Below are 17,688 nucleotides of genomic sequence, written 5' to 3'. Positions count from 1 at the left end.
CGATGGGGTGCCAGTGGTTCTCAAAACCTTCGGCTGGTCGTTCGCAGTCACTGCGCTCGGTCTGGTCGCAGCGGTGTTCTACGGGGGGTGGCAGGCTTTCGGGATCGTCGCGATCCTGTCGATCCTTGAGATCTCGCTGTCGTTCGACAACGCGGTGGTCAATGCCGGAATCCTGAAGAAGATGAATGCCTTCTGGCAGAAGATCTTCCTCACGGTCGGTGTGCTCATCGCGGTCTTCGGCATGCGACTGGTCTTCCCCGTCGTGATCGTCGCGATCAGCGCCAAGATCGGGCCCATCGAGGCCGTCGATCTGGCCATGACCGACAAGGACATGTACAAGCAGCTCGTCACGGACGCTCACCCGTCCATCGCCGCCTTCGGCGGCATGTTCCTCCTGATGATCTTCCTCGACTTCATTTTCGAGGACCGCGACATCAAGTGGCTCGCCTGGCTCGAGCGTCCGCTCGCCAAGCTCGGCAAGATCGACATGCTGTCCGCGTGCATCGCGCTGATCGTCCTGGTCGTCACCTCGATGACCTTCGCCGCCCACGCCCACCAGCACGGCGGCACCCACGTGGACAAGGCCCAGACCGTCCTGGTCTCCGGCGTCCTCGGCCTGATCACGTACATGATCGTCGGCGGTCTCTCCGGCTACTTCGAGAACAAGCTCGAGGAAGAGGAAGAGGCCGAGCACGAGGCGGAGGAAGCGGCCAAGAAGTCCGGCAAGCCGGTCTCGGCCGTGGCCATGGCCGGCAAGGCCGCGTTCTTCATGTTCCTCTACCTCGAAGTCCTCGACGCCTCCTTCTCCTTCGACGGGGTCATCGGCGCCTTCGCCATCACCAACGACATCGTGCTCATGGCCCTCGGCCTCGGCATCGGTGCCATGTACGTCCGGTCGCTCACGGTCTACCTGGTCCGCCAGGGCACCCTCGACGACTACGTCTACCTGGAGCACGGCGCGCACTACGCCATCGGCGCCCTCGCCGTCATCCTGCTCGTCACCATCCAGTACGAGATCCACGAGGTCATCACCGGCCTCGTCGGCGTGCTGCTCATCGCCTGGTCCTTCTGGTCCTCGGTGCGCCGCAACAAGCGCCTGGAGCTGGAGGGTTCCACCGCCGAGGCATGATCACGGCGGTAATGCGGAACGCTCAAGTGCGGGGCGGTCCGGGGGTCCACGGACCCACCGGGCCGCCCCGCTTCCGTACGCCGGCAGGGAACCAGGGATCAGGGGGGTTGAGGGGATGGGATTCTTCGACGGCATCAGGGGCAGCCGCGGGGTGCAGTTCCAGTCGGGCAGCGCCTCGTCGAACGCCATCGAGCTGACCAAACGCCAACCGACGGTGTCGCTCACCAAACAGGGGGCGGTGCACGGCAATCTGCGCGTCAACCTCTCCTGGCGGATGCGCACCTCGGACATAGGCGGCCGCGCCGCCGGCCAGAGCGGGCAGCTCTTCCGGCATCCGTTCAAGCTGTTCAAGCCCGACATGGTGCAGGCGCACACCCAGGGCATGGTCAATGTCGACCTCGACATCGGCTGCCTCTACGAGCTGACCGACGGTACCCGGGGTGTCGTCCAGCCGCTGGGCAACCTGCACGGCGACATCAACAGCCCGCCCTACGTGAAGCTGAGCGGCGACGACCGGTTCGGGGCGCCCTCGGGCGAGACGATCTTCGTCAACCTCGACCACGCCGAGGACATCAAGCGGCTGCTGGTCTTCGTCTACATCTACGACCAGACCCCGGCCTTCGACCGGACGCACGCCCTGGTGACCCTCTACCCGATCACCGGGCCGCGCATCGAGATCCCGCTGGAGGAGCGCCACCCGCAGGCCCGCTCCTGCGCGGTCGTCTCCCTGGAGAACGTCAAGGGTGAGCTGATCGTGCGCCGCGAGGTGAAATTCGTCTACGGGTTCCAGGCCGAGCTCGACCGCCTGTACGGCTGGGGCCTCCAGTGGGGCCGGGGCTACAAGACGAAGGCGTGAGCGCCCGGCGCGCGAGCGCTCACCGCGCGAGCGCTCGCGGCGCAGGCACTCAGCGGCGGATGAACTGCGGCCCTTGCGCCGGCATCCGGAATGCCGGATCCCCGCCCGGAGCCGGCACCGGAACGGGTGACACCGGCTGCGGGTACCCGTACGCGGGCTGCGCGTCCGGCGGAGCCTGCGTGGGCGGCGCGGGCGCCACCGGGGCGGGAGCCGCGGCCGCGGCGTCGGGGGCGCTCTCGTCCACGGAGATCCCGTGATCGGTGGCCAGTCCGACCAGCCCGTCGGAGTAGCCCTCGCCCAGTGCGCGGAACTTCCACCCCTCGCCCCGCCGGTACAGCTCGCCACAGATCAGCGCAGTCTCGGCGCCCGTCTCGGGCCGCACGTCGAAGAAGGCCAGCGGTTCGGAGCCGCCGGTCGCGGTGGCGTCGTAGAGCAGGATCCGCAGGTCACGGACCCGTCGGAAGGGAACGTCCTCGGCGGAGGCGACGACGAGGATCCGGTCCACGGCCGGGGTGACGGCCCGCAGGTCCGCCTGGACGGCGTCGGTGACGCCGTCGCCGAGCTGCTTCTTGCCGAGCCGCCAGACGGCCCCCGAGGGGTGCCGGGGCTGGTTGTAGAAGACGAAGTCCTCGTCCGAGCGCACCCGCCCGTCCGGGCCCACGAGCAGCGCGGAGGCGTCCACGTCCGGCACATCGGTCCCACCGGTCCAGCGCAGCACCGCCCGGACCGCCACGGCGGTCACCGGGATGTTCGAGCCCTTCTGCATCGCGTGCGTCATGACGGTCATCCTGCACTCCCGGGCACGACCGGGACAATGCGGCCCCCCGCAGACCTTGTCCCCGCAGCGAGTCCTGGGCATGGTGCAAGAGGGTTACCTCGATTTCATGTGCTTGAGGAACTCTTGAATCTCATTCGTACGTACTATTACCGGCCACGCCAGTTGGGCCGCCGAGGCAGTACGGGGGAAGCACATGCGTCACTTCGGGCACATATCGCCCACCGTCCGCAAGGACCTCTTCCACCAGGAGCCGGCCGAATTCACCGCCGCCTCCCCCGCACGCACGCTCGCGGCCGCCCTGGGGGCCACGCTCTACAGCCCGGCCACCCGGACCCAGCTCGCGCGCGACATCCGCAAGCAGGCCGGCCGCGGGGTCGTCTCCATGGTGCTCTGCCTGGAGGATTCCATCAGCGACTCCGATGTCGTGGGGGGCGAGGAGAACCTCGTCCGGCAGTTCGCCGCCCTCGACGAGGACCCCGCCGAGCTCCCGCTGCTCTTCATCCGCGTCCGCACGCCCGAACAGATTCCCGATCTCGTGCACCGGCTCGGCGGCACGGCGTCGCGGCTGGCCGGATTCGTACTCCCGAAATTCACCGAGAATCGCGGTATCGCCTTCCTCGAGGCCGTCGCGCAGGCGGAAGCGGCGAGCGGACAGCCCCGGCTCTACGCCATGCCCGTCCTGGAGACCCCCGAGCTGCTCCACCTGGAGACCCGCGTCGAGGCCCTCGCCGGGATCTCCCGCACGGTCAACAAGTACCGCGAGCGGGTGCTCGCGCTGCGGCTCGGCGTGACCGACTTCTGCTCCGCGTACGGACTGCGCCGCACCCCCGACATGACCGCCTACGACGTCCAGATCGTCGCCGGCGTGATCGCCGACGTGGTCAACGTGCTCAGCCGCGCCGACGGCACCGGCTTCACGGTCACCGGCCCGGTGTGGGAGTACTTCCGCAGCCAGCAGCGCCTCTTCAAGCCGCAGCTGCGCCGCAGCCCCTTCTTGGAGGAGGGCGTCGAGGAGCTGCGCACCGCGCTGATCGAGCACGACCTGGACGGACTGCTGCGCGAGATCGAGCTCGACCGGGCCAACGGGCTGCTGGGCAAGACCTGCATCCACCCCGCCCACGTCACCCCCGTCCACGCGCTCTCGGTGGTCTCGCACGAAGAGTTCAGCGATGCTCAAGACATCCTGCGCCCCGAGCGCGGCGGTGGCGGAGTGATGCGTTCCGCCTACACGAACAAGATGAACGAGGTGAAGCCCCACCGGGCCTGGGCCGAGCGCACCATGCTGCGCGCGGAGGTCTTCGGTGTGGCGAAGGAGGAGGTCGGCTTCGTCGATCTCCTCACGGCCGGGCTCCAGGTGTGAGCGGGCCGTTGACTGCGAGGAAGGGCAAGAAGATCGAAGCGGTGTGGTCGGGAACCTGGGTCGCGGACCGGCTGGGCGTCAGCCTGGAGGAGGGAGCGGGGACCGGGACCGGCGGACCGAGGCTCGAAGAGCTGCTCGGGCTCGCGCTGCGGCGCAACCCCAAGCGGGCGCACCTGCTCGTCTCGCAGGTGCTGGGCAAGCACGTCCCGCAGTCCCCGGCCGCCGTGTATGCCGCCGGGTACGGGCTCGGCGAGCGCGTCCTGGAGCTGCTGGGCGAGCGGGAGGCCGCCTCGGCGGTGGTCCTCGGCTACGCCGAGACCGCGACCGGGCTCGGCCACTGCGTCGCCGACGGCCTGGGCCGCGCCCCGTACCTGCACTCCACCCGCCGCCCCGTGCCCGGCGTGGAGCCGGCGGGCGGCTTCGAGGAGGCCCACTCGCACGCCACCTCGCACCTGCTGCTCCCCGAGGACCCGAAGCTGCTGGCGGGCTGCGGCCCGCTGGTCCTGGTCGACGACGAGTTCTCCACCGGCAACACCGTCCTGAACACCATCGGCGACCTGCACGCCCGCCACCCGCGCGGCCACTACGTGGTCGTCGCCCTCGTCGACATGCGCTCGCCGGCCGACCGCGACCGGCTCACCGCCTTCGCCGCCGAGCTGGGGGCCCGGATAGACCTGATCTCCCTCGCCTCGGGCACGGTCTCCCTCCCGGAGGGGGTCCTGGCCAAGGGCCAGGCGCTGGTCGAGGAGTACGAGGCGCAGGGCGCTCCTGAGGCCGTCCCGGCCTCCGGGGGCGGGGTCCGGGGCGGAGCCCCGGCAGACAACCCGCACCCGACCGTGCGCGTAGCCCTCGACTGGCCGGCCGGCGTCCCGGACGGGGCCCGGCACGGCTTCACCCCCGCGCACCGCGAACGGCTCGAGACAGCGCTGCCGGCACTGGCCCGCCGGCTCGCCGCCGCGCTCGGCGCGGCCCCCGCGCGGGTCCTCGTACTCGGCAACGAGGAGCTGATGTACGCCCCGCTGTGCCTCGCGAAGGCCCTGGAGGAGTCCGGCTCGGCGGCCGAGGTCCGCTTCTCCACGACCACCCGCTCGCCGGTGCTCGCCGTCGACGACCCCGGCTACGCGATCCGCACCCGCCTCGTCTTCCCGGCCCACGACGCCCCCGCGGACGGCCCCGGAGACAGGTACGCCTACAACGTCTACAGCACAGTGGGAGCCGGCTTCGACGCCGTCGTCGCCGTCGTCGACTCGGCCGGCGACACCCCCGAGCTCCGCACCGGCCTCCTCTCGGCCCTCGCCCCGCATACCGGCCGTGTCCTGCTGGCCGTCATACCGTCGTACGTCCCCGAACCGCAGGAGCCCTCCATGACCGAGCCCCGGCGCGAGCCGCTGCGCGGGCCCGCCTTCTCCTCGTACCCCGCCGAGGACGTCGGCTGGCTGCTCCAGGACTTCTCCGACGTCGAGCTGGAGGCCCCGACCGAGGAGCGCGAGGAGGCCATCCAGGCGGGCGGCGCGCACTACGCCGAGTCCCTGCCGGTGGAGTACCAGCCCTCCCCGCAGTACCAGGAGCTCTACCAGAGCGCGCTGGCCGCCTCCGCCGCCCGGATGGCCCGCGCGGTCGCCGTGGTCACCGAGACGGTCCTCGCCGAGCGCTCGCCCTCGCCCGTACTCGTCTCCCTGGCCCGCGCCGGCACCCCGGTCGGCGTCCTGATGCGGCGCTGGGCGCAGGCCCGGCACGGTCTGGACCTGCCGCACTACGCCGTCTCCATCGTGCGCGGCCGCGGCATCGACGCCAACGCGCTGCGCTGGCTGGCCGCCCACCACGATCCGGCCGACATAGTCTTCGTCGACGGGTGGACCGGCAAGGGCGCGATCACGCGCGAGCTGCGCGAGGCCCTGGGCGAGTTCGAGGGCTTCAACCCGGAGATCGTCGTCCTCGCCGACCCCGGCTCGTGCGTGGAGACCTACGGAACGCGCGAGGACTTCCTGATCCCGTCGGCCTGTCTCAATTCCACCGTCTCCGGACTCGTCTCACGTACGGTTCTGAGGTCCGACCTGGTCGGGCCCGCCGACTTCCACGGCGCGAAGTTCTACCGGGAGCTCGCCGGAGCCGACGTCTCCGTCGCCTTCGTCGACACCGTCGCCGCGCACTTCGAGGAGGTGGCCGAGGCCGTGGACGCCGAGGTCAAGGAGCTCCTCGCGGCCGACCGCACGCCGACCTGGGAGGGCTGGGCGGCGGTGGAGCGGATCAGCGAGGAGTACGGCATCCACGACGTGAACCTGGTCAAGCCGGGCGTCGGCGAGACCACGCGCGTCCTGCTGCGCCGGGTGCCGTGGAAGATCCTCGCGCAGCGCGGCGCCGGGGCCGACCTGGACCACGTACGACTCCTCGCGCAGCAGCGCGGGGTGCCGGTGGAGGAGGTCGACGGGCTTCCGTACACGTGCGTGGGCCTCATTCACCCCCGCTTCACGCGCGGCGCCACGGGCGCCGACGGAAAGGCTGTGTCCGCCAAGTGACCGTCCTCGTAGCCAGTGACCTCGACCGTACGCTCATCTACTCCGCGGCCGCGCTCGGCCTGACCATGCCCGACCCGGTGGCCCCGCGGCTGCTGTGCGTCGAGGTGCACGAGAGCAAGCCGCTGTCGTACATGACGGAGACGGCGGCGGGGCTGCTGGCGGCGCTGTGCGCGGACCCGGAGGTCGTGTTCGTCCCGACCACCACCCGTACGCGCAAGCAGTACCAGCGCATCCGCTTCCCCGGCCGGCCGGCGGCGTACGCGATCTGCGCCAACGGCGGCCAGCTGCTGGTGGACGGGGTCCCGGACCGTGACTGGCGGCGCCAGGTCGCGGCGCGCCTGGAACGGGAGTGCGCTCCGCTGGAGGAGGTGCGCGGGCACCTGCTCGCGACGTCGGACCCGGCGTGGCTGCGCAAGGCGCGGGTGGCGGAGGACCTGTTCGCCTACCTGGTCGTGGAGCGGGCGCTGGTCCCCTCGGAGTGGATCAAGGCGCTGGCGGAGTGGGCCGAGGCGCGCGGCTGGACGGTCTCCCTCCAGGGCCGGAAGATCTACGCCGTCCCGCGCCCGCTGACCAAGAGCGCGGCGATGCGCGAGGTGGCCCGGCGTACGGGAGCAACGACCACGCTCGCCGCCGGGGACTCGCTGCTGGACGCTGACCTGCTGCTCGCGGCGGACCGGGGCTGGCAGCCGGGCCACGGCGAGCTGGCCGACGCCGGCTGGACGGCGCCGCACGTCACGGCGCTGGCGGAGTCGGGTGTGCTGGCGGGTGAGGAGATCGTGCGCGCATTCGCCCGCGAGGTGGCCGGACTCGGCACACTGGACGCATGACCAAGGGCAACAGCACCAAGATCACTGACGAGCTCTACCGGTACATGCTGGCGCACAACCCCCCGCTGGACGAGGTCCAGCGGGGGCTCGTGGCGACGACCTACGAGGTGTTCCCGAACTCGGCCGGCATGCAGTCGGCGGAGGAGCAGGGGCCGCTGCTGGCCTTCCTGGTCCGCCTGACCGGCGCCCGGCACATCGTGGAGATCGGCACCTTCACCGGCTTCTCCTCGCTGTCGATGGCGCAGGCCATGCCGGCGGACGGGCGGCTCATCGCGTGCGACGTCTCCGAGGAGTGGACGGCGTACGCCCGCGAGGCCTGGGCGAAGGCCGGCGTCGCGGACCGCATCGAGCTGCGGATCGCGCCCGCGCTGGGGACGCTGCGCGCGATGCCGGCCGAGCCGCACATCGACATGGCGTACGTGGACGCGGACAAGGAGAGCCAGATCGCCTACTGGGAGGAGCTCGTGCCGAGGCTGCGTCCGGGCGGCCTGATCGTCACGGACAACACGCTGTACCACGGCACGGTGCTGGACGAGTCGGCGACGGGCGCGGCGGCGGGCGTCCGCGCCTACAACGAACACGTCGCGGCGGACACCCGCATGGAGTCCGTGATGCTGGCGATCTCGGACGGCCTGACCCTGTCGCGCAAGCGCTAGGCGGTAGGCGCTAGGCGGCAGGCGGTAGGCGGTATTCGCTGGGCGTCAGCCGCAGCCGCCTCCGCCACAGCAGCCCCCGCCGCCCATAGGGGCCGCGGGGGCGGCGCTGGTCCCGCCGACGGCGACGGCCGAGAGCAGCTTGACGGTGTCGGCGTGCCCGGCGGGACAGTCGGCGGGCGCGGAGGACTCGGCCATGGGCCGGCTGACCTCGAAGGTGTCGTCGCAGGTCCGGCAGCGGTATTCGTAACGAGGCATGAGGTACAGGCTACGCAGTGGCCGAGGCCATGCGGAATCCCCGTGCCCCTCCCGTGCCCCCGGGACGGGCTGGACTGCCCGCAGGGCGATGTCGGCCGGGCCTGCCCGTCAGCCGCGCCCTCTGGACAGGGTCCGCTGCTCCCGAGCCGCCTGCTCGGGGTGGCGGGCACGCCAGTACGGGTTGTCGTGCGGCAGGGCGCTGCCCACCCGCCCGTACATCCCGAACCACATCAGCATCACGCCCACCACGAAGCTGAACAGCACGTTGGGGATGTGGAAGGCCAGGAAGTTCATCTGCGTGTCGAGCAGCGCGAGGTTCACGAACCCGCTCGCGATGAACAGCAGGCCCAGCACGATGTTGAGCGTCGAGGCGAAACTGCCGCCGATCACCATCCCGGCGAACAGCAGCCCGCCGATGCAGATCGACAGGACGCTCAGCGCGCCGTTGGTGTTCAGGGCGAGCACCGTGTCCCCACCGGTGTCGAAGAACCCGATCTGGTCGATGAGCCCCAGGATCCCGAAGACGACCAGCAGCAGCCCGGTCAGGCCGGCGCCGACCCGGTAGACCTTGCTGAGCTTGTGATCGGCGGGCAGGTGCTCGTCGAGCCGGGCATTGACGGGACTCAGGAGGCGTCGCAGCATCCCGGTGGAGTCCTGCGGTTCGTGGGAGGGATAGGGCTCATGGGCTACGTACGGCGCATAGTGCTCGTGGGGCTCGTGGCACCCGTAGAGCGCATGGGGCGCGTAGGACTCCTGCGGTACGGGGGGTGCCTGGCGTGCGCGAGACGCACGAGGCCTGTGGGAAGTGTGGGCAGCCATACCGCCCTCCTCTGCTCCGTTCCGGGCACTTCCAGCATCCGCCGATGCCCACCTCCGGACAACTCCGACCCCTTCGGGAGTCCGCAAAGGACGGCTCAGCCGTGGCCGCGCTCGGTCCGGATGTCCGACACCACCCGCTGCGCGGCCGACCGTACGGCCTCCATCTCCTGGAGGAAGGCCCAGTAGTCGGGGTGGCGGTCCTCCAGGGCGGCCAGCGCCCGGTCCACCCGGGCCACCGCCTCGTCCAGCGGGCGCGCGTGCCGCGCCTCGGGCACCGTACGGCCCTCCATGGCCAGGCGCTGCGCGTCCCGGATGGCGAACCGCGTCCGCTGCACCTCCGCCTTCGGATCCCGTGCCACCGCCTCCAGCCGCGTCAGCCGGTCCTGGGCCGCGGACACCGCCTCGTCGGTCGAGTCGAGCGCCATCCGGACCGCCTCCACCAGCGCCGCCACGTCGGCCCAACGCTGCTCGTCACGCGCCCGGCCCGCCTCCGCGAGCCGGTCCTGCGCCCGCGCGACATCCCGTACCGCCTGCTCCGGCACCTGCTGGAGGTCCTGCCAGCAGGCCGCGCTGAAACGCCGGCGCAGCTCACTGAGGACCGGATCCACCCGGTCCGCGCGGTTGCGCAGCGCCTGCGCCCGGGTCCGCAGGCTCACCAGCCGCCGGTCGATCTCCGCGGCCCGCTCCGGAAGCCTCGCCACCTCGGCCCTTATGGCCTCGGCGTCGCGCAGGATCCGGTCGGCGCGCTGCACTGTCTCCTGCACACCGTGCTGCGCGGCGCCCTGGTTCAGCTTGGTCAGCTCCGGCCCCAACGCCGCGAGCCGGGCGGCCAGGTCGTCGGCCCGCATCCCCTTGCCGCGTACGTCGTCCAGCGCCGTGCTCGCCGCGAGCAGCGCGGCCCTGGCCCGCTCCCGGGCCGGCGCCACCCGGGCCAGCTGCGTCTCGGCCTTGTCCAGCAGCGGCTGCAGCCCCTGCGCGAACCGGTCGAGCTCGCCCTTGACCCGTACCAGCTCGTCCTTGGCCCGCGTCAGCTCCTCCCGGGCTCGCGTCGCGGCGGACGCCTCCAGCTCCGCGCGGTCGAGGTCGTGCGCGTCGACTGCCTCGATGTACACATGGCTGACCTGGTCGATCCGCTGCCCGAGCGCGACGAACCCCTCGCCCGCCCGGCGCGCCTCCGGCGAGCCGTCCGCGGCCGCGATCGTCTCGATCGAGATCCGCAGATCCCGCTGCGCGCTGTCCAGCTCGTAGAACGCGGCCGCGGCGGCATCCTTGGCCGCCTGCGCGTCCGCCCGCCGACTCTCGTCCCGCCCGCCGCCGAACCACCGCCGGGGTGCCGTCGTCACAGTCGCTTCTCCCGTACCCCGTCCGCAATGCCCCTGCCCCGGTCCATTCTCCCTCACGGGAACGGGTTTGCGTGGGGGGTACGCCCTCCATGTAGGCTGTCGTCCTGCCTTTCGGGCAGCGGGCAGGGCTTGCCCGGGCCTGGTCGTAGACCGAGGGCGAAGCCCCGCGGCGTGAGCCGCCGGGGAGGAGTCACGTAGGCTGTCCACTCGATGTGGGGCCGGGGCCAACAGTCCACGGGTGCGTAGCTCAGGGGTAGAGCGCTGCTCTTACAAAGCAGATGTCGGCGGTTCGAAACCGTCCGCGCCCACCAGCGAAAAGGCCCCCAACCGATCACGGTTGGGGGCCTTTGACGGTAGTTCTCGACGGCAGTTACCCCTTCGGGCCCCGCCGCCGCGGCATCCGATCCATGAACACGTAGGCACTCTCGTGCCAGTCGGCGCCGGGCAGCCTGGCGCTGCGCGGCCTGACGGAGACGCTGCCAGCGCAGCGGGGCCACGCACATGCGCGCGATCGGGATCCGCCTGTCCGGCGGTACCTGGTGCTGCCGGCGTACAGCTCCTTCTGTACGCGCTGGATCTGGTTCCGGACGGTCAGGGTCCCCGTGTCGGGGCCGTATCAGCGGGCATAGGACATACGGGACTTGATGTCTACGCCGGGCCGAACACCGTCGGCGGACTGCATGGCGCCCCAGTAGACCCAGTGCTCCCCGCGCGACGTCGGCACCACCTTGGTGGCGGGCAGAGTCCGGCTGGTCCAGGTGGCGGCGTCGGCGTTGTCGAGGTCAACGATGGTGCCCCCCGCCACCGGGGTGGTAGGCGACCGGACTCGCCTTGCGCCAGGCGGTGGCCCAGGCAGAGGAGGTGAGGACGTCGGGGTTGGTGGTGGCGGCGGCCCAGCCGTGGCATGGGGCGGGGCGCTGGCAGGGGCTCGGCTTTCATCGAATGAGCTGAGTCGAGGCCCGTCTCCGTCTCTAGATCCTGTCAGGCGGATCGTGGAGTACGGCGCCGTCTTCATTGTGGGGGATGTGCTCGCCGAGAGCTCGGCGGATGTGCGCTGCCTCCTCGATCGCGGCCAAGCCCGCCTCCCCACGCCCCACCTCCCGCAGATGGACGGCAAGGTGGTCCAAGACCATGGCGAGGTTGGGTAGGTACGCGTCGGGGTTGGTCTCGGCGAGAACGCGGTAGTGGCCGACGGCCTCCTCGATCGCGGCCAGGCCCTCCTCCCCACGCCCCAGCCTTCCCAGCCGGACGGCGAGATTGTTCAGGGCCCCGGCGAGGTCAGGCAGGTGCGCGTCGGGGTTGGTCTCGGCGAGAACGCGGAAGTGGCCGACGGCCTCCTCGATCACGGCGAAGCCCTCCTCCCCACGCCCCACTTCACCCAGCCGGTTGGCGAGGTTGTTCAGGGCCACGGCGAGGTCGGGCAGGTGCGTGTCGGGGTGGGCCTTGGCGAGAACGCGGTAGTGGCCGACGGCCTCCTCGATCGCGGCCAGGCACTCCTTCCCACGCCCCGCCTCACTCAGCTGGACGGCGAGGTTGTTCAGGGCAGTAGCGAGGTTGGGCAGGTGCGCGTCGGGGTTGGTCTCGGCGAGAGCGCGGTAGTGGCCGACGGCCTCCTCGATCGCGGCCAGGCACTCCTCCCTACGCCCCGCCTCCCGCAGACGGTTGGCGAGGTTGTTCAGGGCCATCGCGAAGTTGGGCAGGTGCGCGTCGGGGTGGGCCTCGGCGAGAACGCGGAAATAGCCGACGGCTTCCAGGACCGCGGCCAGGCCCTCCTTCCCACGCCCCACCTCACCCAGCCGGTTGGCGAGGTTGTTCAGGGCCACGGCGAGGTTGGGCAGGTACGCGTCGGGGTGGGCCTTGGCGAGAACGCGGTAGTGGCCGACGGCCTCCAGGACTGTGGCCAGGCCCTCCTCCCGACGCCCCGCCTCACCCAGCTGGCCGGAGAGGTTGTTCAGGGCAGTAGCGAGGATGGGCAGGTGCGCGTCCGGGTTGGTCTCGGCGAGAGCGCGGTAGTGGCCGACGGCCTCCTCGATCGCGGCCAGGCCCTCCTCCCCACGCCCGACCTCACCCAGCCGGATGGCGAGGTTGTTCAGGGCCATCGCGAAGTTGGGCAGGTGCGCGTCGGGGTGGGCCTCGGCGAGAACGCGGAAATAGCCGACGGCCTCCAGGACCGCGGCCAGGCACTCCTCCCCACGCCTCACCTCCCGCAGCCGGACGGCGAGGTTGTTCAGGGCCATCGCGAGGTCGGGCAGGTACGCGTCCGGGTTGGTCTCGGCGAGAACGCGGAAGTGACCGACGGCCTCCAGAACCACGGCCAGGCCCTCCTCCCCACGCCCCACCTCACCCAGCTGGACGGAGAGGTTGTTCAGGGCCACGGCGAGGTTGGGCAGGTACACGTCGGGGTTGGTCTCGGCGAGAGCACGGTGGTGGTCGACGGCCTCCTCGATCGCGGCCAGGCCCTCCTCCCCACGCCCCACTTCACCCAGCTGGCCGGAGAGGTTGTTCAGGGCCACGGCGAGGTTGGGCAGGTACACGTCGGGGTGGGCCTCGGCGAGAACGCGGTAGCGGTCGGTGAGGTTCTTGGCGAGGCGAGTTGCCACGTCAGCAAGTCGTCGGCTGGACTCCGGGAGCCGGTTCTGGAGGTTGCTGAGGTCGCTCAGGGATGTAGCGCGGTCAGTCGTGATTCTTTCAAGAGCGGTAATGAGGGGGGCGGGGTGATCGGTCTGCGTGGCGGTGGTGATGACCTGACTGGCCAATTGTTGGTGGCGCCGCACGCACAAGCCGGTCAGTTGCGTGTCGAGGCTGCCGTTGAAGACGGGGTGGGCGGCGGCGCGGCTGTAGACGGTCAGCAGCTGGGCGGCTTGGGCGGCGTCGGCGTTCTGGAGGAGGTGGTCGGCGAGGGTGGGGTCAGCGGACAGAACGCGTCCGATGTGCCGTTCGGCGAGTCGATCGGGTTGAAGGCTGCCCCAAGGCCGGCCGGGGTCGGTGGGCGGATAGAGGGCGCCGATCCAGCCCGTGACCGCATCGCGGCGGTCACGAGCCTGGTCGGCCAGTGCTGGGAGCCTGCGCCAGGTCCGGTCCGCTTGTTCGCGGTCTGACGCACCGGCCAGATGGCTGGCGGCCAAGGCCCTCTCCAGAGTGTCGAGGCTCAGCCCCGGTGCCAGCCCGCGGGTTGTGGCCGTCTGGTGCCAGTAGCGGCCCTCGTGGCCGAGCAGCCTGTCTTCCACCCCCTCGGCCCCCTGCCACCGCGCACCGCCACGGGCCGGCCCGGAAGGGTCGGCGGGCGCAACAGTGTCGAGGAGGTCGGCGAGGGCGGTCATGTGAAGGGTGAGCGCGTTGCCGTAGCCGTCCTGGTCGAGGCGGGGCGCCTGCAAGGTGGCTACTGCGGCGCGCCAGTCGTGTGCGGCACTGCCGGTGACGTGGGGGAGGACGGTGGCGAGGGCGCTGGCGGCTGCTCGGTAGGCCTGGGGCCGGTCGGCCGGGTCGTCCTCCAGCGGGGGCAGGCGCTGGGAGGGGGCCATGTCCAGGTAGTCCTGGGCGAGGCTGGTGGCGGTCTTCGCGCGGGCCCACCAGTCGCCGTCTGTTCGGGCCAGGAGCAGGATCTTGAGCGGGGTGGTCCCGGGGTGTTCGGCGGCGGCCTCGATCAGGGTGCTGAGTTGACCGGTGCGGGTCTCGGCGTAGTCGACGACGACCAGAAGCGGCTTGGCCGCGTGCCGGACCTCCCGCAGCTCCGCCGCGGAGGCGTCCGGCCGCGGCAGCAGCACGGCCCAGTTGTCGGCCGCCAGGAGGGCGGCAAGGTGGTGGGCGAGGCGAGTCTTGCCCTGGCCGCCGGGCCCGTGCAGCAGCCATGCTCCGAACCCACCCTGGGCACACCATGCCCGCAGCTGCTTGAGCAGGTCCTCACGGCCGTGGAACGGGACGGTCTGACGCCCTGCCTCCAGCAGCGCCGCTGGTGACCGCGGTTCACCCCGGGGCGCGGTGCTCGCGGGGTCCGCAAGGCGCTGTAACTCCACAGCCTCCAACCCTCTGACGCCGCCGCCGTGCTCGGCAAGCACGGCACGGAAGGCAGGGTCGTGGTGGAGGACGTAGGCGGGCACCACGTTGAGCTGGCCATGGGCGGAGTGCGCACGGTCCGAGGCGACGACGCCTGTCAGCAGGCGGCCGCCGAACATCGCCGCTCCCGACAGGCCTCCCCACGGCGAGGTGTCCGGGAGTGACCACTGCGGTGGGTGCTGGACCAGGTCCATCACATACTGATTGCCGACGAACCCGCTGCCCGGATTCACCCGGCCCTTGAGCTGGGCGGTCTCCACCCTGGCCACGGACCGCTGGGCAACGTCCGGTACGCCCCAGGTCTCGCAGTCAGTGCCAGGCTGATCCGTCACCAGTCGACCCCAGCGCACTGCTCCTGCCGGCGCCTGCCACTGAGGGGCGTCGACGCGGACCAGGGCGGCGTCGTCCCTTCCACCAGGTGTGCCGCACCACACGACCATGCCGGTGAAGACACCGTCGTCGGCGGGGCGGAAGACCTCCACCCGCTCACCGGCCCGGGCGACGACGTGCGCAGACGTCAGCACCAGCCGGCCGCCGACCGCGTACCCCGAACCTGGGTGCCCCGGCCGGGTCACCCCCATCAAACGCGCTCGCTCCACCCGCAGCCCCAAGACGTGTAAGCCACCCGCCGCCCTCCGGTCGGAGGCGACCTATCCGGTGATGCCCGGGTCAGTCCGGGATGCGGTCCGAGGCGTCACCTGGGCCCGAGGGGCGCTCAAGCGCACCGCTGACCAGCAGTTCATCACCGCTCTTGGTCTTCGGCGTCAGCGTGAACGACACCCGGTGCGTGCGACCACGGGACACCCCTGCCTCCGTCTCCGCTCCCACGGCCCAGAGCTTGAACCCGGCCTTCGCCTTCGCGTCCGCGCGCAGCTCGACCTCGAACTCCATCTCCACCGGCCCCACGGCGAATACCACATCCGGATGGTTCCCGCCCAGTGCCGCCGCCGCGATCAACTCGTCGCGCACCGCGGCCACCGCCTCCACCAGAGGAATGTCCATTCGACCCCACCCCCATTCGACACACCGTCACATGAATACAGACACCTTAAGGACCACCACCCGACGCTCTGGAGGCAATCCGCGAACTTGTGGAGGCGGTCTGCTCTGCCGCAGAAACCAGGCACCTTCCCTTGGCCTACGGGTCACCTTCGGGGACGAGACGGCTCGTGCGGCTCGTGCCACATCTGCTGGAAGTCCCAAAGGATCTGGGCGTCGGACCGCGACCGTACTGAGATCACTTGGCTACCTGCTGGAGAATGCCCTGGTTCTGACAGCGAGGAGGGGCCGAGGTCGGTGATTCCCAAGCTCATGCTCAGCGCATTCCGAGCCGGGGCTGACCGTGTGCCCCTCGCACTTCAGGTGGGTACCCCCGTGCGCCCTCCCCCCGGGCCGGCACTTCCGGCACCTTGCAATGGGGCTCGCGTGGGTGAGTGAGGGAGGGGGCGAGGTGACCCAACCAAGGTGTGGCGCAGTCAAGAAGGGCGGGGGCCGATGCCGGAACAAGGCGGTCATCGGGAGCGGCCAGTGTGCCAAGCACCAGGGGCGCTGGTCTCCACGCGGGGTGGCTCAGAGGCATAAGGACGAAGCCGAAGCCAAGATGCGGAAGCTTCAGAAGAAGAAGTGGGCCTGGTGGTGATGAGTCTGTCCGCGCGCCGGTGGCGCCGGGCAAGGGCTTGGCCTGGGCGGGGGAAGAGGGGGGTGGGGTCGTGGACCGTCTCCAGAAGTCCCGAGATGGCTTCCGGGGACCCTTTATGCCCACCCCCCTTGGCCGCGGACCTCGAAGGTTCTCTGACCGGCCTCTACCCGTGGAGGAACGTACCAAGGGGCACCGACAACGGCTCCTGGAGGCCGGTCGAGCGGGATAGTGGGGGTATGTGCCGATCGATTAAGACGCTGCGTCCGCCCGCCATTCCGGAGAAGGCGACCGAGGAGGAGATCCGGGCCGCCGCCTTGCAGTACGTGCGGAAGGTGTCCGGGTTCAGGGCGCCCGCCGCGCACAACCAGGAGGTGTTCGTCGCCGCCGTCGACGCGATTGCCGAGGCGACGCGCGACCTGCTGGACGGGCTCCAGGTCAGGGGCGCCGCAGTGGCTGGCTAGCCGTCTCCTGCAGGCCGCCGCGGGGGCGGCGCCTTCTTCCAGGAGGATCATCGTCGTCGGGCAGCCGGTGTGGAGCCCAGGCGCGGGGAGAGCGGGCGCTTGTGGTGGCGGCCGATGGCGATCAGGTCCGCGGCCTGGGACGGCGGATGGGTGCCCTCGGCGAGAGGGACTCGGCCCGGCAGCGGTGCGTGGGAGCGGCCTTGCGGGGCGGGCGCCGGGCGGGAGTGGGGGAAGGCTCCGAGCGGGTCGGGACCATCGGCCACTCCCGTGGCCCCCGGGCGCGCGGGCCCTTACGAGGCGTTTCCCGTACGGCGGCGGAGGAACCATGCGCCGGCGCCGAGGGCGCTCGCGACGAGGACGCCGCCGATGGCGATCTGGCCGGGGCTCATGGAGTCGACGCTGCCGCCGAGACCGCCGCGGGCGGCGCCCGGGGTGATGTTCAGGGCGACCGTGACGCGCTCGCCGCCGGGGCCGCCGCACTCGAAGGTGACGGGATGCGAACCGGCGCTGATGTTGCGCGAGACGGTGGCCGCGCCGAAGAGGTTGGTGGCCTCCGCGTTGCCCGGGGTCAGCCATACGTCGCCGAAGGCGCGCGAGGAGGCTTTGCCGGTGCGGGTGCCGCAGCCGGTCACGTTGAGGCTGACCCGGCCGCCGGGGGCGACGTTGGTCGGGGAGACGCTGCCGGAGGGCTGGGCCTGGGCGAGGGTCGGTGGAGCGGCGGCGGCGATGGCCACGGCCGCGGCGGCGACGGCCAGCAGGCGGGGGAGACGCGGGCGGGGGCGGTGGAGGGTGGCGGGCATGGAGAGGACTCCTCGGGCTCCGGGAACTGCGCGGCGCGGATTCGGGTGCGCACCGTGCTCTGGACGCTAGGAGCCCAGCGCTGACGCGGCGATCGCTGCCGGGTGAACGGGTGAGCCACTGCTCCGCCCGGGGGAGGCGAGGAGGGGGAGGGCGCCGGGCGGGGTGAGCCGACGCGAGGCGGGGTGGGGGCCGGCG

At 71.3% G+C, this 17,688-nt stretch carries 14 protein-coding genes, 1 tRNA gene and 1 pseudogene; 8 read left to right on the top strand and 8 right to left on the bottom strand.

Annotated features, from left to right (window positions below; translation table 11 throughout):
- Nucleotides 1–13 precede the first annotated feature (13 nt).
- Both J7F03_RS36195 and J7F03_RS36190 read left to right on the top strand, forming a co-directional pair.
- Nucleotides 14–1,129 carry a DUF475 domain-containing protein gene (locus J7F03_RS36195; protein ID WP_214957122.1) on the top strand — a complete coding sequence of 372 codons (1,116 nt, stop codon included), beginning with the start codon at nt 14–16 and terminating at the stop codon, nt 1,127–1,129.
- Between the two features lie 115 nt (nt 1,130–1,244).
- Nucleotides 1,245–1,985, top strand: coding sequence for a Tellurium resistance (locus J7F03_RS36190; RefSeq protein ID WP_214957120.1), 741 nt, complete (start codon nt 1,245–1,247; stop codon nt 1,983–1,985).
- Nucleotides 1,986–2,034: 49 nt separating this feature from the next.
- Here J7F03_RS36190 and J7F03_RS36185 read toward each other — a convergent pair whose 3' ends face one another.
- Nucleotides 2,035–2,763 carry a TerD family protein gene (locus J7F03_RS36185; protein ID WP_214957238.1) on the bottom strand — a complete coding sequence of 243 codons (729 nt, stop codon included), beginning with the start codon at nt 2,761–2,763 and terminating at the stop codon, nt 2,035–2,037.
- Between the two features lie 193 nt (nt 2,764–2,956).
- On the opposite strand from J7F03_RS36185, the gene J7F03_RS36180 reads away from it, so the two are divergent.
- From J7F03_RS36180 to J7F03_RS36165, 4 genes are read left to right on the top strand one after another with little or no spacing between them, the layout of a single operon-like run.
- Nucleotides 2,957–4,123: an HpcH/HpaI aldolase/citrate lyase family protein gene (locus J7F03_RS36180; RefSeq protein ID WP_214957118.1), complete on the top strand. Its 1,167-nt coding sequence runs from the start codon at nt 2,957–2,959 to the stop codon at nt 4,121–4,123.
- Nucleotides 4,124–4,131: 8 nt separating this feature from the next.
- The gene (locus tag J7F03_RS36175) at nt 4,132–6,639 is read left to right on the top strand and encodes a phosphoribosyltransferase (RefSeq protein ID WP_251073019.1); all 2,508 of its coding nucleotides are present in this window, start codon (nt 4,132–4,134) and stop codon (nt 6,637–6,639) included.
- Nucleotides 6,636–7,466 carry an HAD family hydrolase gene (locus J7F03_RS36170; RefSeq protein ID WP_214957116.1) on the top strand — a complete coding sequence of 277 codons (831 nt, stop codon included), beginning with the start codon at nt 6,636–6,638 and terminating at the stop codon, nt 7,464–7,466. Before J7F03_RS36175 ends, J7F03_RS36170 begins: the two co-directional genes overlap by 4 nt.
- Nucleotides 7,463–8,122: an O-methyltransferase gene (locus J7F03_RS36165; RefSeq protein ID WP_214957114.1), complete on the top strand. Its 660-nt coding sequence runs from the start codon at nt 7,463–7,465 to the stop codon at nt 8,120–8,122. Before J7F03_RS36170 ends, J7F03_RS36165 begins: the two co-directional genes overlap by 4 nt.
- A gap of 45 nt (nt 8,123–8,167) precedes the next feature.
- On the opposite strand, the gene J7F03_RS36160 is transcribed toward J7F03_RS36165, so the two are convergent.
- From J7F03_RS36160 to J7F03_RS36150, 3 genes are all read right to left on the bottom strand, one after another.
- Nucleotides 8,168–8,377 carry a zinc ribbon domain-containing protein gene (locus J7F03_RS36160; protein ID WP_214957112.1) on the bottom strand — a complete coding sequence of 70 codons (210 nt, stop codon included), beginning with the start codon at nt 8,375–8,377 and terminating at the stop codon, nt 8,168–8,170.
- A 108-nt stretch (nt 8,378–8,485) separates the two neighbouring features.
- Nucleotides 8,486–9,019 carry a DUF4383 domain-containing protein gene (locus tag J7F03_RS36155; protein WP_214957110.1) on the bottom strand — a complete coding sequence of 178 codons (534 nt, stop codon included), beginning with the start codon at nt 9,017–9,019 and terminating at the stop codon, nt 8,486–8,488.
- A 272-nt stretch (nt 9,020–9,291) separates the two neighbouring features.
- Nucleotides 9,292–10,539, bottom strand: coding sequence for a hypothetical protein (locus tag J7F03_RS36150; RefSeq protein WP_214957108.1), 1,248 nt, complete (start codon nt 10,537–10,539; stop codon nt 9,292–9,294).
- A gap of 236 nt (nt 10,540–10,775) precedes the next feature.
- Here J7F03_RS36150 and J7F03_RS36145 point away from each other — a divergent pair.
- Nucleotides 10,776–10,850, top strand: a tRNA-Val gene (locus J7F03_RS36145).
- Nucleotides 10,851–11,158: 308 nt separating this feature from the next.
- Here the strand turns inward: J7F03_RS36145 and J7F03_RS41640 are convergent.
- The 3 genes and pseudogenes from J7F03_RS41640 to J7F03_RS36135 form a co-directional block, all read right to left on the bottom strand.
- Nucleotides 11,159–11,471, bottom strand: a pseudogene (locus J7F03_RS41640) (DNA primase); the annotation flags it as partial.
- 39 nt (nt 11,472–11,510) lie between these two features.
- Nucleotides 11,511–15,173 (bottom strand): tetratricopeptide repeat-containing serine protease family protein, encoded by a 3,663-nt coding sequence (locus tag J7F03_RS36140; protein WP_214957106.1) that lies wholly within the window; start codon nt 15,171–15,173, stop codon nt 11,511–11,513.
- Between the two features lie 88 nt (nt 15,174–15,261).
- The gene (locus J7F03_RS36135; RefSeq protein WP_214957104.1) at nt 15,262–15,594 is read right to left on the bottom strand and encodes a trypco2 family protein; all 333 of its coding nucleotides are present in this window, start codon (nt 15,592–15,594) and stop codon (nt 15,262–15,264) included.
- Nucleotides 15,595–16,467: 873 nt separating this feature from the next.
- Here J7F03_RS36135 and J7F03_RS36130 point away from each other — a divergent pair.
- A complete protein-coding gene (locus J7F03_RS36130; RefSeq protein ID WP_214957102.1) occupies nt 16,468–16,692 on the top strand; it encodes a DUF2277 domain-containing protein in 225 nt (74 codons plus the stop codon).
- 290 nt (nt 16,693–16,982) lie between these two features.
- Here the strand turns inward: J7F03_RS36130 and J7F03_RS36125 are convergent, their stop codons facing one another.
- Nucleotides 16,983–17,492, bottom strand: a complete 510-nt coding sequence (locus tag J7F03_RS36125) for a hypothetical protein (RefSeq protein WP_214957100.1) — start codon at nt 17,490–17,492, stop codon at nt 16,983–16,985.
- Nucleotides 17,493–17,688: the final 196 nt, after the last annotated feature.

It is taken from the genome of Streptomyces sp. ISL-43 (assembly GCF_018614195.1).
Lineage (GTDB): Bacteria > Actinomycetota > Actinomycetes > Streptomycetales > Streptomycetaceae > Streptomyces.
This window is presented reverse-complemented; position numbering and strand designations above follow the sequence as displayed.

What these genes read in the sequence shown, in the direction of transcription:
- J7F03_RS36190 (WP_214957120.1), top strand. Translation starts at nt 1,245, where the DNA reads ATGGGATTCTTCGACGGCATCAGGGGCAGCCGCGGGGTGCAGTTCCAG.
- J7F03_RS36185 (WP_214957238.1), bottom strand. Translation starts at nt 2,763, where the DNA reads ATGACGCACGCGATGCAGAAGGGCTCGAACATCCCGGTGACCGCCGTG.
- J7F03_RS36180 (WP_214957118.1), top strand. Translation starts at nt 2,957, where the DNA reads ATGCGTCACTTCGGGCACATATCGCCCACCGTCCGCAAGGACCTCTTC.
- J7F03_RS36165 (WP_214957114.1), top strand. Translation starts at nt 7,463, where the DNA reads ATGACCAAGGGCAACAGCACCAAGATCACTGACGAGCTCTACCGGTAC.
- J7F03_RS36160 (WP_214957112.1), bottom strand. Translation starts at nt 8,377, where the DNA reads ATGCCTCGTTACGAATACCGCTGCCGGACCTGCGACGACACCTTCGAG.
- J7F03_RS36155 (WP_214957110.1), bottom strand. Translation starts at nt 9,019, where the DNA reads ATGCTGCGACGCCTCCTGAGTCCCGTCAATGCCCGGCTCGACGAGCAC.
- J7F03_RS36140 (WP_214957106.1), bottom strand. Translation starts at nt 15,173, where the DNA reads ATGGGGGTGACCCGGCCGGGGCACCCAGGTTCGGGGTACGCGGTCGGC.
- J7F03_RS36135 (WP_214957104.1), bottom strand. Translation starts at nt 15,594, where the DNA reads ATGGACATTCCTCTGGTGGAGGCGGTGGCCGCGGTGCGCGACGAGTTG.
- J7F03_RS36130 (WP_214957102.1), top strand. Translation starts at nt 16,468, where the DNA reads ATGTGCCGATCGATTAAGACGCTGCGTCCGCCCGCCATTCCGGAGAAG.
- J7F03_RS36125 (WP_214957100.1), bottom strand. Translation starts at nt 17,492, where the DNA reads ATGCCCGCCACCCTCCACCGCCCCCGCCCGCGTCTCCCCCGCCTGCTG.